Source organism: Lutibacter citreus (assembly GCF_003260195.1).
Taxonomy (GTDB): domain Bacteria; phylum Bacteroidota; class Bacteroidia; order Flavobacteriales; family Flavobacteriaceae; genus Lutibacter; species Lutibacter citreus.
The window spans coordinates 16,917-33,821 of record NZ_QEIH01000010.1 but is presented as its reverse complement, the minus strand read 5'-3'; the positions used below and the strand labels follow the sequence as shown (position 1 = coordinate 33,821).

Sequence of the window (16,905 nt, the reverse complement as noted above, 5' to 3'; positions counted from 1 at the left end):
GGTAAACTTGTAAGCTAAATTAACTTTAGACCGTTAAAAAAATGTCTCTATAAGTAAAGTAGATGTTCACTAGGGTACTTAATTGGTGGAAAAAGACTATAATGCCTACAAATAACTGAAAACATTAGAAATATAAAAATTATAATAAACAGATTGAAAAAAATGAATTTAACATCCTATTTACCGAAAAATTAAAATTTATATTTTAGAAAATAATTAAAATAGGATTATTACCCTTTTTGTTCATCTACTTGATTAGCATATTTACTAGGGCTCACTTTATATTTCTCTTTAAACTTTGTAGAAAAATGTGTTCTACTTTTAAATCCAGTCATTAAAAATACTTGTGTAACAGATAATTTTTCTTGAGCTAAAAACTCACTGGCTCTTTTTAAACGGTAATTAATTATTAATTCAAAAGGAGTTTGATTTGTAAGTGTATTTACCTTTTGATAAAAAGCTGATTTACTCAAACATAAATCAGATGCTAAGTTCTTTAAATCGAAATTTTGATTGTCTAAATTATCATCAATAATACTGTAAAATTTTTCTAAAAAGGCATTATCATTCCTGCTATTTTTATTGTCTCTAGTTAGCGGAATTCCAATTTGAAACCTTTCTCGTAATTGCTTTCTATTATTTAAAAGGGCTTCAATTGTTGTTATTAATTGCTCTAGATTAAAAGGCTTTTCTATGTAAGCATCTGCCCCGTCTCTAATACCTTGTAAATGATCTGTTAAATTAGTTAGTGCTGTTAATAATACAATTGGAATATGACTTGTTTTTAAATCTGATTTTATCTGAATACATAAATCTAAGCCATTTAATTCTGGCATTTGAACATCGCTAATTACTAAATCTGGCCACTCATCATCAAAAGCATCAAGGCATTCTTTTCCATTTCTAAAACTTTTAACCTTAAAATATTGAGATAGAAAACGCGTAATATAATTTCTCATTTCATCATTATCCTCTGCATAAAAAATTAAAGAATCTGCAAAATCTCCAGTCGCTTCAATTTTAGACCATTCCTCATTATTCTGAATATTTTTTACCGATATTTCTTTCTCCTTTGGCAAAACTATTTCATTTTTTAATACTATATCTTCTGGTTTATGTTCTTTAACAATTGGTAATTTAACTATGAATTTGGAACCTTTTCCTAATTCACTTTCAACGTTTATATAACCATAGTGCATTTCAACAAGTCTTTTAGAAAATGCTAAACCAATTCCAGACCCACCAATATGTTTCTCATCCTGCAAATGAGACTGATAAAACCTTTCAAATACATGTTCTACATCAACCTTATCAATTCCTCTTCCAGTATCTTCAAATGAAATAATTAAATTTTTATCGTCACTTCTATAAACAACTTTAATTTGATCAGATTCGCTAGTATACTTAAATGCATTATTTAACAGATTATTAAATATTTTTTCTAGTTTGTTTTTATCTGCAGAAACAATAATTGGTGTTTCTTCACCTAATAATTTCAAATCCTTTTTATCGCTATAAGCAGCAAACATAAAATCATTTACTACTTCATTTATGAAAGCATTAAACTCAAATCTAGAATAACTCATTTTCAACATATTTGCGTCTGATCTTCTAAAGTCTTGTACTTGTTCTATTAATTCTTGAATTTTTTTAGATTGTCGTGAAACCATACTTAGTTTTTCTCCTAAATCTGGATTTCCCTTGTAGCGTTCATACAAATTGTTAATAGGGTTTGCTATTAACGTTAACGGTGTTTTAATTTCGTGAGAAATATTTGCAAAAAACCGAAGCTTGGCTTCATTTACTTCATGTACTTTGTCTTTTTCCAATTGCTCAATTTCAATCTTATGATTTAAAAGGTGAATTTTTAAAATAATTCGGTTAATGGCATAAACTAAAAAAACAATAAATATAAAATAAAGTGCATAAGCCCAAGGTGTTTTCCATATTGGAGGATGGATAACAATTTTAATATTTCTTGGTTCACCCCATTCTCCTAATGAATTGGATGCCGATACATTTAGTACATAATTTCCAGGTTGAAGACCACTATAAGTAATAGTATTTTGATTTGATGGTACTTCAACCCAAGATTTATTAATTGGATGGAGCTTGTATTTTATTAAATGATTTTCAGGATTGGAGTAATGTAAACTTATTAAATCTAAAGAAAATACATTTTCATTGTATTTTAAATTAATCTCATTTAATTGACTTAAAGACTTCTTTAATAAAACCCTATTGTTAATTGTATCATTAACATTTACAGTTTTATCAAATATTTTTAAGCTTTCAAATTCAATTCTTGGAACCTCCTCCTTATCTAATATATTTTTAGGATTAAAATAGAACATACCTCTTTCTCCTGTAAATACTAAATCTCCATTTTTCATTTTTTTAGCTCCATAATAAAAATCTAGAAATGGTAAACCATCAGACTTTCCGTATTTAGTAATTTTCAATGTTTTAGTGTTTATCTTGTTCAAACCAACATTAGTAGCAGCCCAAAGATTTGATTCATTATCGCTTAAAACACTTTTTACAACATTATTACTCAATCCATTTTCTTCACTAAATGGAATAAACTTCGGGTTAGATTGGCTATCCTCTACCTTACATATCCCACCTCCTTCTGTTCCAATCCATAATTCATTATTTGGTAAGCGTAAAATAGAACTTACAAATACACTTGGCAATGCAAAATCATGTTTATTATTAGGAGTATATTGCTCAATTATTAAATTTTCAATTCCAGTATTTTTCTGATTCTTCACTCTAAATAAACCTTTATGGTCTGTTCCAACCCAAATAAAATTATAAATAGGGTCTGGGTAAATACATCTTACACCTGTAATTCTTGTGTTTTTTAATGAAAAATTTTTATGTAGTGATTCAATTTTAGTAATTTCATCATTAGAATCTAATCTGATTCGATAAATATTAGTCATTGAGCCTACCCATATGTATCGCTCATTACCATTTTCTTCTTCAACAATTGTGCGAAGTTTTATTATACCAGATGATTTTCTTGAATTATATATTTGAATTTTCTCTCTTTTAGTTGCTCCTTTTGTAATTCTAAAAAAGCCTTTTTCATCATCATTTATCCAAAAATCACCTTTAGAATCAGGAAATACAAAATCCGCTCCCTCTATTAAACTTGAAGGTAAATTCTCTTGTTTTATTTTTTTTAAATCATATGTAACAACACCTTTTAAACCTCTGGAAACAGTGATTTTTGAATCATCAACTTGTTGAACGTTATACACTTTACTTTCATGTTCACCTAAGTTAAAACTAACAAATGCGTTCTCTTTTGTATTAAATTTATATACACCTGAATTAAAAGTTGCGTACCAACAACTATTCTTTGAAGAACAAAAAAGATTACTACTTCTTAATAAGTTAGTATTATCTTTAAAAGCTTGAATTTTAAATTCCCCTCCCTCAAAAAGGGATTTTGTTTCTTTAATATATCTAACTCCTGCCCTTTGTGTTCCCAACCATAAACTCCCAAATTTATCGAGGCTTGCCCCTATAAATTTATAATTATTTAAATATGATTGTTGTTTCTTTAATGACAATAACTTTTCAAATTGGTCATAATTTACCAAACAAACACCTCTATTTAAAGTTACTATCAAATTCTTATCATCAAGTAACACAATATCAGTACAAGAATTAATCTCTTTTTTTAAATGATGTTTAAACTTTCTGGTTTTTAAATTGAAATCAATCAGCCCAATATTTGAAGCCAATAACACATGTGATTCTTTTAGTTTTATGGCATCAGAAATAATAATTCCGAATCTATCTATATCTCCTTTAACCTTGTATTCTCCTAAAAACTTATAATCATCTGTAAAAATCTGAATTCCTTTATTTTCAGATACACACAAAATTAACTTCTCCTCTTTACAAATTAATATCTTCTTTACAATTCTTTGTCTATATGATTCTAGTAAAGAGCCTTTGACAATCTTTTTTAATTTTACAAACTTATGTGTTTCGCTTTTGTATATAGAAATCCCTCTTTCCGTTCCAATCCATATATTTCCATTTGTATCTTCTGCTAGTGATCTAACACGATTACTATTTAAAATCTCTTTTTTTGTAGTGTTTTTGAAAGTAAGTAACTTATATCCATCATACCTATTAATACCCGAAAAAGAACCAAACCATAAAAAACCTTTAGAATCTTCCATAATAGAAGTAACACCATTATGTGATAATCCATCAGAGATGGAGAGCTTCTTATAATTTTGAAAAATATTATCCTGAGCCATTAAATTACTGCAGCATAATACAAAAAACATTATTCGAAAAAATTTCAACATCATACGTCGAATATATAATTATGATAAATAAATGATACTTGTATTTTTAATATACTATTACAAAGAATTTAGAAAAATATAAGTCTGTATTTCGATTTAAATATACTATTAAAACAATTAATAAATTTATTGATTTCAAATTTACTAAAGTATCTCTAAAAAACTTTTAAATATAAAATAATGCTTTAAATAAATAATAAAGAAAGCTACCTAAATTAATCTAGATAGCTTTCATAAAACTCAATCAAACTTTAATATGTTCTTTTATGTTCTGGGTGCCAATGGAATAAGTTTTAATTCATCAAAATACATTTCTTGAGTTCCTGTAACTCCAGGATTTTCAGTATCTCTAATTATAAGCGTCCACGTTCCTTCAATTGCATCTGTTGTAATTGTCTGTCCTATTTCCACCCATTTCCCTCTAGGTAAATCTTCAATATTCCATGTAAATTCCTGTGACGGTTTATTAATTTTTGTTGCAAATCCTTTCATTGTATTTCCTTCAGCTAAAAATAATTTATAAGAAACATAATAAGTTCCTGCTGCAATTCCATTTGGTTTTGAAAAATCAGATGCAGCTAAAGTAACCTCATTAAATACTCCTGCCATGTTTGTATATTTCATTGAAGCAATTCCTTTTGAAAATTTATCTTCTGTTCTATCAAAATAAATTGGGTCGTTATTAGTATTACCACACCAATATCCATTTGTACCTGCTCGCTTTTCAGCTTTATTACCGGTATAAGGAATTTCAAATCCAACATAATCATCAACTAATACACTATATCCTAAATCTATAACCGTATTTAGAGGATCAAAACCTTGTAAAACCCTCGCATCAACAGATGTAATTTTGTCTCCAGAATATGAAACTTTAACTTCATCAGTATTATATACAGGCTCTGCTAATGTTAATTCAATAATTGTAGCATCAGCACTATTTATACTTACAACATCAACTGGAATATCGGCTTCATAACCAGCTGCTATATTTGTAACATGTACCGTAAAATCAGATTTTGCTCCTACAACTGAAGCAACTTCTCCTGTAACAGCAAAAGAAATAACTTTATTAACATCCATACTAATTCCACCATTAAGTACAAATGGCTTTGTAGATGGATTTACTTTAATATTTACTGGAAGGTATTTTAATATAGATTTTTTTGGATATTTTCTAACTGATTCTAATGACACATTAAATTCACCCAATTTATTAAATAAAACACCTATTGTATCTTTTGAAGATTTATCAGGACTTCCATTTTCAAATTTCCAAAGACTACTAGTTGGTCTTCCGGTTGTTGATGCATCAACAAACACTAACTGATCTCCTGCTTCAACATCAATCACAGGCCAAGATTCTTTATCTTCTAATGAAGGATTATCAGATTCGACCATTGAAAATACTTCTACGTCATTATATAAAATTTTTGCGGCTGGATTAGGATCTTCAAAAACATCTACCGTAAATGTTTTATCAACAACCCAAGCTCCAATACCATCTGAATATACCGCTTCTGAAACAGAATCTTTAAATGTATTGTATAAGTTAACATTAAATAATCCCGGTTCATCAAAATATACATTCACTAATTTCTCATTTGAAACTCCCCCATTCCCAATAATAAATTTATCGTAAACAGAATCTAATTGAGTAAATTCTTTACTCAATAATTTAGTTTCTTCTGGTGTTGTCCATTTATGAGATAAAGCATTTCTAGATACATCATAAAATGCTATGTAATCATTAATATTAACAACCTTGTCTACGGAGTCATTAAATTTTGTTGTAATTGTCCAAAAACTTGAATAATCATTACTTGGAATTTCATAGTCATCTTTATCATCACAACTAATACCTATAATAAATATCAATAATATTGCTTTTAATAATATTTTTTTCATTTTTAATAATTTTAGTTAGACACTTGGCCGTTATTCAATGTTTCTGCAGATGGAAGCGGTAAAAACGCATGTAAATCTGGATTAAAGAATTCTGCAGCTTGAATATATTCCATATCAATTGTAGTAAAATTTACTGGATCTGGATTTTCCCCTTTTAATAATAAAGATCCTGAAGCTGTTTTTGGATTCCCGTCAATATCTGTATACTCATAATCAGTTAAATAAAATTGAGTATTTGCCAATTCTTGATATCTAGCTTTACCTATACCCCATCTTTGCATATCAATATTTCTTGTTGAAAAACCTTCAATAGACGATTCTAGTGGTTTTTCAATGTACATAATTCTATCCATCAACGTTTCTGCAGTATAAACAACACCATCAAAATCGTGATTTGAGCCGTCCTCTAAACCAATTAATCTTAATCCCCATCTTGCTCTTACTTCATTTATTAGGTCTATTGCACCTTCAACATCTCCTGTTTTAACTAAACATTCGGCTTGCATAATATACACATGACCTAAACGATTTAAAATAAAGTTTTTAGATGATTTCCAACCTGTTTCTGCCAAATCGTTTTCACTTGCTGCAATATCATGATTAGAAAAGTGTTTAAAATAAGAAAACTTAAGTCCAAAAGATGCTGCTATAGGTACAGAAGGTGATAAATAGTATGGAGTATCTTCATCATTTACCAAAGCAATCATTGCTGAAGCTCTTAATGATACTTTTCTAAACCTTACACCACCTGTTCCATTATCTACATAATTACGTGGATCTTGAGCATCTAATTCTTCCGATGAATAAGCATGCGTTAACCATGCTGAAGGAACACTGTGCTTTGCTGATCCTCCTCCTTTATTAGATGGTGCTGAATAACGAGCCAATCTTGTAAAAAAACTTTCTTCATCCCAAGTTCCATCTTCAGTTTGTAACAATCCATAATTAATTTCAAAAATAGATTCTGAATTAAAATCTCCTGCCGAAGTAAATAATATATCTGTATTTTGAACAAGTGAATATCCATAATCAGAATTATTTAATACATCATTAAAGTATTCTTTTGCCATTGTATAATCTCCTTCATATAAATAGCTTGTACCCAAAATTGTTGCCGCAGTACCACCATCTACTCTAGATTTTTCTGCAAATTGAGCAGGAAGATTTTGATAAGCATACTCTAAATCTGCTCTATAAAATGCTCTAACTTCATCGGCTGATGAAAGAGGTTTTTGAAATTCCTCAGTATTTCCTGGTATTTTATCTCTAATAATTATACTTCCTTTATTAAATACTGATGCCGCATAAAAATGTCCTAGACCTCTAAAAAACCTTGCTTGTCCCATTTGGTTTGTCCATTCTTCTTGAGCTTTAAATTCCTCATTTAAAGCTTCTAGCCCATTAATAACCTGATTAGCTCTCCAAATCAATTGGTAAATTGCGGTCCATCGCTTACTTATATCGCTAGTAGTGGAATTAAATAGTTGTTTATAATACACATTGTTTGTTGGCTTATTACGTAGGTTAGGAAAAGCCATATCTGATCTTAATGCTTCTGAAATAGCTTCAAACATAAACTCATTTAACATAGCACTATAAACCGCATTTAATCCCGTATTTGTTTCATCTAAATTAGACCAAAAAACATCTTCAGATATTTCATTTGGATTAGATTCTGATAAATAATCGTCACATGATTGGGTCATTGTAATTACACCAATCAATACAATAATTTTTAATATTAATTTTTTCATGATTTCTAGTTTTAATTAAAACGAAAGTTTTACTCCCAATGAATACAGTGCTGAAATAGGATATCTATCTAAATCAATACCTCTTTTTGCTACATTACCTCCAATTTCAGGTTCAAATCCGTCATAACCTGTAATAGTTAGAGCATTTTGAGCTGAACCATAAATTTTAAAATCGTTTACACCTAATTTAGAACAAGTTTCTTTTGGTAAATTATAGGCAAGAGTTACAAGCTTCAATCTTAAATAATCTCCATTCTCAAGCCATAAATCTGTAGCTCCTAATTGGTTTATATCTGATTTAATTTTCCAAAAAGCTATATTAGAATCTGGATTCTCTGGTGTCCACATATTAACCTGATCTTTATGTCTTCCTCGATTATATGCTTCTCTTTTTTGAGCATTAATAATTTCGGACCCTAAAGAAGCGTACCAATTCATAGAAAAATCCCAATTAGTATATTTCCAATTAAAATTAAATCCCATTTCATATTCAGGAAGTCCACTACCAGAGTATACTCTATCATCATCATCAATATCGCCATCATTATTAGTATCTACAAATCTCAAATCTCCTAAAGTAGCAACAGATCTTGAAGGGTACTGATGATACTCATCAAGTTCTTCTTGTGTTTTTATAATTCCGTCTGTTTTATATAAGTAAAATGCTCCTGCTTCTAGTCCTTCTTCTAAAACAGTTACCGGTATTCCTCCAACATTTGAACTTGAATTAAAAATTCTCTTAGTGTCTCCTTCCATTTTAGTTACAATGTTTTCATTTGTTGAAAATGTAAGACCTACATTAAATTTACTTTTACCAATACTTTCACGAATACGGGCAGAAAGCTCTAACCCAGAGTTCTCCATATTTCCAACATTAAGAGTTAAAGTATTATCATAATATGCTCCTGCAGATCCAGGAAGTCTTACAGGAAACAACATATCTTCTTTTTTAGTTATGTAGTAATCTGCAGAAAGTGTTAGTTTATTACTAAACAACCCTAAATCAACACCTACATTTGTTGAAATAGAAGTTTCCCATTTTACATCTTCGTTAGAATAAGATTTTACAATAGATCCAAATGATTGTTGTTGATCTGTTGGATCGAAAATATAATCTACAGATTGTGACAATGTACTCGCAAACTCATAATCACTAAAACTATCGTTACCTACTTTACCATAACTGGCTCTTACTCTAAAATTATTAACAACAGATTTCATAGAATCCCAAAAATCCTCATCAGAAACATTCCATCCTCCAGAAATAGTTGGAAACAATCCCCATCTGTAATCTTTACCAAATCTTGAAGAACCATCATATCTTGCTAAAACTGATAATAAATACTTTCGTTGGAAATTATATTGAATTCTACCTAACGTACCAACTGTATTCTTTGTATAATTTATTCCGCTAGTTCCACTAAAAGATTGCGGGTTGATAGTTGCTCCATTAATAACTTTAATGCTGTTGTTGGCAACACCTTGTCTTGAAGCTTCAAATGATTCTTTGTATGCTTCTTCAACAGATAATGAACCTGTTACATTTATATTATGATCTCCAAAACTTTTATTATAATTTAAAATAGCATCCCAACTTAATTTAGTTGTTCTAATAGCCTCCGCCGAAACTCCATTTAGTGTTGGGTCATCTGTTGATGAATTGTCATTAACATCAACTAATGTAGTTTTTGGCCTGAAAACATTATTAATTTCAGTAGCAACTGCTCCTCCAAGCCTTGATGTTAACAATAAATCATCTCCAAACTTTCTAGAAACACTTAAACTTGTATTAATACGATCTTTACTACTATAGTTTTGCCCTCTAATGGATTGCAATAACTTATTTAAAGGAGTGTTTACCCCTCCACTTCCATCGGTATAAGCAATATCTGAATCTAAATCTACTTTTGGAAATAATGGAGAATAGTATGCTGCATTTTGAAACAAAGAGGTTGATGTCTTTTTTATTTTTTCTGAAGTAAAACCTACACTACCATCAAACTTCCAGTTTTTAGTTTTGTATGTAGTAGAGAAACGCCCATTATATCTTCTAAATCCTGAATTAATAATTTGTCCTTCCTGATCTAAATACCCCATAACGGCATTATATGAGAAGTCTTTTGTTCCTCCTGTTAGGTTAAGGTCATATCTTTGAGTTGCAGCATTTTCAACAACTACATAATCAGTAAATGTATTATCGTTATTTAACCAAGCCTCTTGGCTAATATTAGGAATAAAACCGTTAAAATAAAACTTCTGAACATTATCAAAATAAAGCTGTTCATCTGTATTCATTAAAGGAAGCCCCTTTTGCATACGCTGAATACCATAAGATGAAGTTAAAGTAACTCTAGCGGATCCATCTTTTCCTCTTTTAGTTGTAATTAAAATTACACCTGCAGCGCCTCTAGCTCCATAAACTGCCGTAGACCCAGCATCTTTTAGTACATCTATTGTTTCTATTTCATTTGAACTTATTCCGGGGTTACCAACCTGCGGAATTCCATCTACAACATATAAAGGTTCATTACTACCTGCCAAAGAAGTAATACCTCTAATTTGAATACTAGATTCTTCACCTGGTTGTCCTGAAGATGAAACTATATTTACACCTGCAATTTGCCCTTGCATTGCCGAAGCAATATCAGCGGTAACAAAATCTTCTATTTCTTTAGCCTTTACTTGAGCAACTGCTCCCGTTATCTCTTTTTTAGTTATGGTACCATACCCTATTACTACAACTTCTTCCAAACTTTCAAAATTTGAAATAAGTTTAACATTATAAGTTGAACCGGTTACTTTAATAGTTTGATCGGTCATACCTAAGTAACTAAATACAAGATAATCCCCAACTTTGGCCGAAATGGTGTAGTTTCCATCAAAATCTGTTGCTACTCCATTACTTGTATTCTTAACAATAACTGAAACACCTGGAATTGGCATTCCATCTTCAGAGCCTGTAACAACTCCTTTAACCGTCATTTCTTGTGCTTGCAAATTAGTTGTAAAACACAATAAAAATAATAAACATGGTAGGAGTGAATTTCCCCATGTTTTTTGCGCCTTTAATACATTTTTTAAATTCATTTAATTTGGTTTAGTTTACATTTTATTAGTAATTAAGCATTCATAGATTTGGTTTTATGAATGTTATCCTTCACACTTTAAGTGTATGTTTTTCAATTTTTGTTGTTGATAGTCATCGTTATTTGGTTATATTATTTTTTATTTAAATTTTAAATTTGGAACTGCCCCATCAGATTGAAGCTTAATCTTAGCTTTTCCGTTATAAATGTTTTTTTGAAAAATTATATGTTTTGAAGTATTTACTTTAATCGCTGGATTTTCTTCATTCAACATTGGAAATGTTCCTGAGTTCTTAATATTATTTCCAGAAAATATTAAACCATCCGTATTGGTAATTTGCATTATTAAATTATCAAATTGATTGAAAGTATTATTCGTTATTTCAATATTCTTAAAAGCTATATTCTCATTATTATCATCTGTTGCAAAACGAATAACACCTTTATTTCCTCCTCCATGCAGACAATCCTGAAATACATTATTTCTAATAATAACATTTGCTGCATTACCAGATTCAAACCAATGTCCACTTTCAACCGGAATTAGTATGGCTTCCATTTCTGTATTGAAAAAATTATCTTCTATTATTGTTTTTACAGGATTGGAAATTAATAACCCTCTTGCTCTATTACTTCCTATTTTACAATTCTTAACCAATAGATCTGGATATGCATCTAAGTTTTCAATTAAATCTCCTTCTTTTAAATTTTTAGGCAAGTTTTCATTAAAACTTATTATTTGATATCTACTACTTATATACTCCGTATTTTTAATTGTTAATTTACTATAAGGAAAAAATGAATCTTCTAATCTTACAAGTCCAATTGTATCGTTAGTTTGCCCAATTACAAAACCTTTTTGTTGATGGTGCATCATTCTAACACCTATTTTATTATTCCCTAAAATGTCAATTACTTTTTGGTAGGTTCCATGTACATTCATTGCATCATCTAATTGATTATTAAATGTGCTATTTTTTAAAACTAATTTACCTCTACAACCAACAAAATGAGTAGCATCTGCAGTTGTAGATACCATACGACCTTGAGATGGTGTTATATTAAAACTATCTAAAATAATATCTGAAGAGTTTTCTGCAATAATTCCCATACCGCCTGCGTGGTGAATATTTACATTTTTACCATTAAAACCATTTGTATGTGTAACTCTAAAGGCTGGAGCAACTCTGTTAAAACCTTGCTCGCCTTTCATACTTAAAATTAAACCTACTGGAGGCATTTTCTTTTTATGTCCAAAAACACGTACTAAACCCGGTTTTAATTCTTTAACAACTAAATTAGTTTCAAATCCTATATATTTAAATTCTGGAGCTCTTAAATCGAACTCGTACTTATATTTAATTTTATCTAAATTATTTTTTACAGAATTGCGTTTTTTAGTAGAAACTGCTGTATATGCGCTGGTATTATAAGCTATGGCTTTTCGTTTAGGATCGAATAAAATATTTTGCCCAAATGTATGCTCGTAGTATTCTTTAATAAAGTAAAGTTGATTATTTCTAATCTCATAAGGGTATGTATTAGATATTTGCATATCAAAAGTTTTATCTTTTGAATTGTTAGCTACAATTAATCCTTCACTATGAAATGATTCATTCCAATCTATAGTTACATTCTTTACCGTAATATTATCACTGTTTTTTACTAGAAAAGGAATTATTACACCGTGAAAAATAAAAGTTGAGCCTTGCCCATCAATCGTTAAATTTTTAAACCCATCTATAGGAAAAGCTGACACTACCATTAAATCACAATGATTAGAAATATATTCAAAACTTTCGTATCCTTTATCTGGATAAAAATGATATGTTCCTTTTTCAAATTTGATTTCCGAAGAAATATTTTTATCTACTTTTAATAGTTTACTTAATACAGCAGGGGTTGCATCTTTTGCAATATTTAAACCAAAAGAAATTTGATTTTGGAACAAAGGAAACTCTTTGCAATTTGTAGCAAAGCAGAGATTAGATATTAGCAGTATTAGAAATATTATTTTTAAACCTTTATTATTGAACATTATCAAATAGAATTATTGCTATTAATTTTATCCAAAGTTTCAATAATTAACAAATTATTATGTTTTTATCAGATTTAATAATGTTCGTCTGAGTACTTAAATCCCTTTATTCAGAAGCTTATACACAAAATTGTAGAATGTTTGAGTATATCCTGTATAGATTTATTAGAATCCTTATTTTACTAATTAATATTTTAAGATATTCCTTTTATAAAATGGTTACTTGCTTAAATAAAAAAACCTTAAGACTAATTAATCTTAAGGTTTTTTTGTTAAAAGAAACAATTTATATCTGAACACTTAAGAGCCCAAACTTAAATTGAAGTTATTTATTCTTATTTACTTTTTTTTGAGCTTCTTTATATAAACCCATTACTCTTTTTAATCCAATTTCTTCACCTGCTTGCATTCTTTTATAATCATTAGGCAACTCTTTCTTCAGCCATTCTAAAACAATAGCGCTTCTAGGTATAGTTGGAAAATATTCTGTTCCTACAGGTTTCATTTCTTCATCAAATTCAATTGTTTTTTTACGAAATTTTTCTAAAACCGATGTATACTTTGAATTGCTTGCTAGATTGTATAATTCATATGGATCTTCTTTTAAATTATAAAGTTCCTCCTTAGGTTTATTAGGTTCAAAAAACGGCTTTTGTTCTTTTGTTAATTTTCCTTCTTTATAAAGTGTTCTCATTACATGAACAGCTGGTCTATAAAACTCTAAATACGCTTGATGAGCATCATAAGGTATTTCGGGTTTATCATTTCTAATATAAGACCAATCTTCAGAAATTAAGGCTCTAGATTTCTCTTCAATTTCATCCCACAAATCTCTAGCCCCATACACATATTCTCTATTAAAATTATCATTAAAAATAGGCTGCCCTGTCATATACTCAGGAATTTCAACTCCTGCAAATTCTAATATTGAAGCAGTAATATCCGTAGAGCTTACAATATCTTTTCTAATTTCACCTCCTTTAAATTGTTTTGGATAATGAATTATAAATGGAATTCTTAAACCTGGATCGTGTAAATATCCTTTACCTCTAATATTACAACGGCCATTATCTCCAATAAAAATAACAATGGTATTCTCTGCCATTCCTTTATCTTCTAACTCCTTAAAAATCATACCAACTTCACCATCAATAAACTCAATTTGATCTAAGTATTTTGCCCAGTCTAATCTAATTGCTGGATGATCAGCCATATAAGGTGGTAAAGTAACGGTTTCAGGATCTACAGGATGTTTTGATTTCTCTCTAACCTCACTCCACCAATTTCCTCTATGCGTTGCTTTTAACTGAATTTGAGCAAAAAATGGTTCATCTTCTTTGGTATACTCATTTGTCTTATCAAATAATCCAAATTTTGTAACTCCATCCCACTCTCCAAGCTGTTCTGTTTTAAAATTCACATCAATCTTTTGACCATAGGTATATACTTTTTCATGACCTAAAACACAAGTGTACCCAGCTTCTCTTAATAAAGCTGTAAAAGGTTTAAATTTTTTATTTAAAGGAACATCACGGTTACTTCTATGATTATGCGAGTTTGTTTTTACCTGATGCGTACCAACCATCATTGCTGAACGACTTGGTGAACAAATAGAATTTGTTACAAAAGCGTTTTCAAATTGAATACCTTCAGCAGCCATTTTATTTAAATATGGTGTCTTTACATTTGGCATTCCATAGCACTCTAAATCTGTACTAATATCCTCAGCCATTAACCAAATAATATTTGGTTTCTTCACTTCTACATTCTCCTTTTTAACAACCTCTTTATTCTTGCAAGAAACAAGTGCTACAATTGAAAAACAAATAAGTATATATCTTTTTACAAAGTTCATGTTTTTTATTTTATATGTTATAATCATTTTTTAAAACTAGCTAAACAACATTTAATCTTAGTAGTTTTTAACTTAGATATCCAATATAGAGTTTGGAGGTAATGGAACTTTATTTACGCTGCGCCACTCTACTAATTCTTTTAATAACTCAGCTGTTAATTCTTTCTTTTGGTCTGCTAAATTTGTACTTTCTTTTGGGTCTTTTTCTAAATCATACAATTCTAATTTTCCATCTGCTAAAAACTGAATAAGCTTATAATTATTTTTTCTAATTACAGAACATGTTCCATGTGATATTACACTTGCCAAATGCCAAAACAAAGGTCTATCTTTAAAAGAATCTGTATCATTTTTAAAAATATCTGTTAAAGAATTCCCATCTAAAACTCCATTATAGCTAGTACCCGAAACATCCATCATTGTTGGAAAAATATCCATACAAGAAACACCAACATTACTCCTTCTTGGTTCTACTTTACCTGGCCAATTTATTAACATAGGAACTTTAATTCCTCCTTCATAAACATCTCTTTTGGCTCCTCTCAATAAATTATTTCTACTTTGACCACCATTGTAACCATTATCTGAAGTTACAATTATCATTGTGTTTTCTCTTAGGTTGTTTTCATCTAAATACTTTACAATTCTTTGAATATTATCATCTACAGATTCAACCATAGTTGCATAAGCAGTATACTCTTTCTTTTTCTTAGGATTATTTGAAACTCCTTGACCAGTAACGGTATCTTGCTTTTTGAAGTATTTATCATACAACTCATCGCTTCTAGAGCGAATAGGCTTATGCACAGCATAGTAATCTAAATTTATTAAAAAAGGCTCGTCTTTATGTATATCCATAAATTCAATTGCTTCATCTGTCAATCTATCTGTTAACCAATTATCTGTTGGTTTTTGTTCAATAAATGGATTTTCAAACGGAGCCCAATATCCTCCTCTTTCACTATGATAACCACCAGCTTCTAACGCAGGATCACCTCTAAATGTTCCTCCAACATTTTTAATAAACCCACGACCTTCAGGATAATATTGCTGAATTTCAGGAGTTTTATGCTCTTTTACCCAGCTAAAATCACCTGGATCTGGTTGCGCTAATTTATGATCTATTGGCCAAGTGCTATTTAATTCTTCCTTTGGGTATGGCCCTACAATATGCCATTTTCCAATATGTATAGATTTGTATCCGTTTTTTGCAAGCGGTTCTGAATAAATAGGAAATTGTTTTCCAACAGTCCAACGAGAAAAAATATTTTCTTGAGCCGTTCCTTTTTCTAAAACTGGCACTCCATAAACTCCTGTTCTAAACGATTGTTGACCTGTAAAAATTGCTGTTCTTGATGGTGAACAAGTAGGATACATATAGGCATTATCTAGCACCAAACTTTCCTTTGCCAAAGCATCTAAATTTGGTGTTTCAAAATATTTTGAACCATTAAAACCAACATCTGCATAACCCATATCATCCACTAAAATGAATACTATATTTGTTTTTTTAGATGATTTTTCTAACACTTCACTTTCTGTTTTCTCTTTAGTTTTACAGGAAACAAAAACAATAAAGCTTAGTAAAATAACTGTTATACTACTTCTAAATGTTCTTTTTGTTAAGTTCATTCTATTAATTATTTTTAAAATTTAAACTGTTAGTATTCTAAACTAACTTTCGTTAACAAATATATTTTTAATACTATTAGTTACTGTCTGTATTAGTTTATTCTATGTACTTATAAGTATACTTTCTTCACTATTTGTATTAAATAATGAGAACTAACCTCTCTAAATGAAATGAATCTAATAACAACCACATACTTATTAAAAAACTACTATACTTCTATATTTTTAGTTATTAAATATTGTTAATCAACTTTAGGTTTTAATTTTAAAGACATCTGTCTTCTGTCCTTCTCTA

General features: G+C 29.5%; 7 protein-coding genes. All 7 read right to left on the bottom strand.

Translation table 11 applies throughout. The features are described 5' to 3' along the window. Positions 1-230: 230 nt before the first annotated feature. Positions 231-4,316: a hybrid sensor histidine kinase/response regulator transcription factor gene (locus DAD81_RS18315; RefSeq protein ID WP_179950074.1), complete on the bottom strand. Its 4,086-nt coding sequence runs from the start codon at positions 4,314-4,316 to the stop codon at positions 231-233. 285 nt (positions 4,317-4,601) lie between these two features. Continuing rightward, positions 4,602-6,245, bottom strand: a complete 1,644-nt coding sequence (locus DAD81_RS18310; protein WP_111709763.1) for a SwmB domain-containing protein — start codon at positions 6,243-6,245, stop codon at positions 4,602-4,604. A gap of 11 nt (positions 6,246-6,256) precedes the next feature. Next, positions 6,257-7,999 carry a RagB/SusD family nutrient uptake outer membrane protein gene (locus DAD81_RS18305; protein WP_111709762.1) on the bottom strand — a complete coding sequence of 581 codons (1,743 nt, stop codon included), beginning with the start codon at positions 7,997-7,999 and terminating at the stop codon, positions 6,257-6,259. Between the two features lie 15 nt (positions 8,000-8,014). Further along, positions 8,015-11,086 (bottom strand): SusC/RagA family TonB-linked outer membrane protein, encoded by a 3,072-nt coding sequence (locus DAD81_RS18300; RefSeq protein ID WP_111709761.1) that lies wholly within the window; start codon positions 11,084-11,086, stop codon positions 8,015-8,017. A gap of 138 nt (positions 11,087-11,224) precedes the next feature. Further along, positions 11,225-13,036, bottom strand: coding sequence for an alpha-1,3-galactosidase-related protein (locus DAD81_RS18295; RefSeq protein WP_218939734.1), 1,812 nt, complete (start codon positions 13,034-13,036; stop codon positions 11,225-11,227). 412 nt (positions 13,037-13,448) lie between these two features. Then, complete coding sequence (locus tag DAD81_RS18290) at positions 13,449-14,978, bottom strand: sulfatase family protein (protein ID WP_111709856.1); 1,530 nt, start codon at positions 14,976-14,978, stop codon at positions 13,449-13,451. 72 nt (positions 14,979-15,050) lie between these two features. After that, on the bottom strand, positions 15,051-16,610 hold the full coding sequence (locus DAD81_RS18285; protein WP_111709759.1) for a sulfatase: 1,560 nt from the start codon (positions 16,608-16,610) through the stop codon (positions 15,051-15,053). Positions 16,611-16,905 lie beyond the last annotated feature (295 nt).

What these genes read in the sequence shown, in the direction of transcription:
- DAD81_RS18290 (WP_111709856.1), bottom strand. Translation starts at nt 14,978, where the DNA reads ATGAACTTTGTAAAAAGATATATACTTATTTGTTTTTCAATTGTAGCA.
- DAD81_RS18310 (WP_111709763.1), bottom strand. Translation starts at nt 6,245, where the DNA reads ATGAAAAAAATATTATTAAAAGCAATATTATTGATATTTATTATAGGT.
- DAD81_RS18300 (WP_111709761.1), bottom strand. Translation starts at nt 11,086, where the DNA reads ATGAATTTAAAAAATGTATTAAAGGCGCAAAAAACATGGGGAAATTCA.
- DAD81_RS18285 (WP_111709759.1), bottom strand. Translation starts at nt 16,610, where the DNA reads ATGAACTTAACAAAAAGAACATTTAGAAGTAGTATAACAGTTATTTTA.
- DAD81_RS18305 (WP_111709762.1), bottom strand. Translation starts at nt 7,999, where the DNA reads ATGAAAAAATTAATATTAAAAATTATTGTATTGATTGGTGTAATTACA.
- DAD81_RS18315 (WP_179950074.1), bottom strand. Translation starts at nt 4,316, where the DNA reads ATGTTTTTTGTATTATGCTGCAGTAATTTAATGGCTCAGGATAATATT.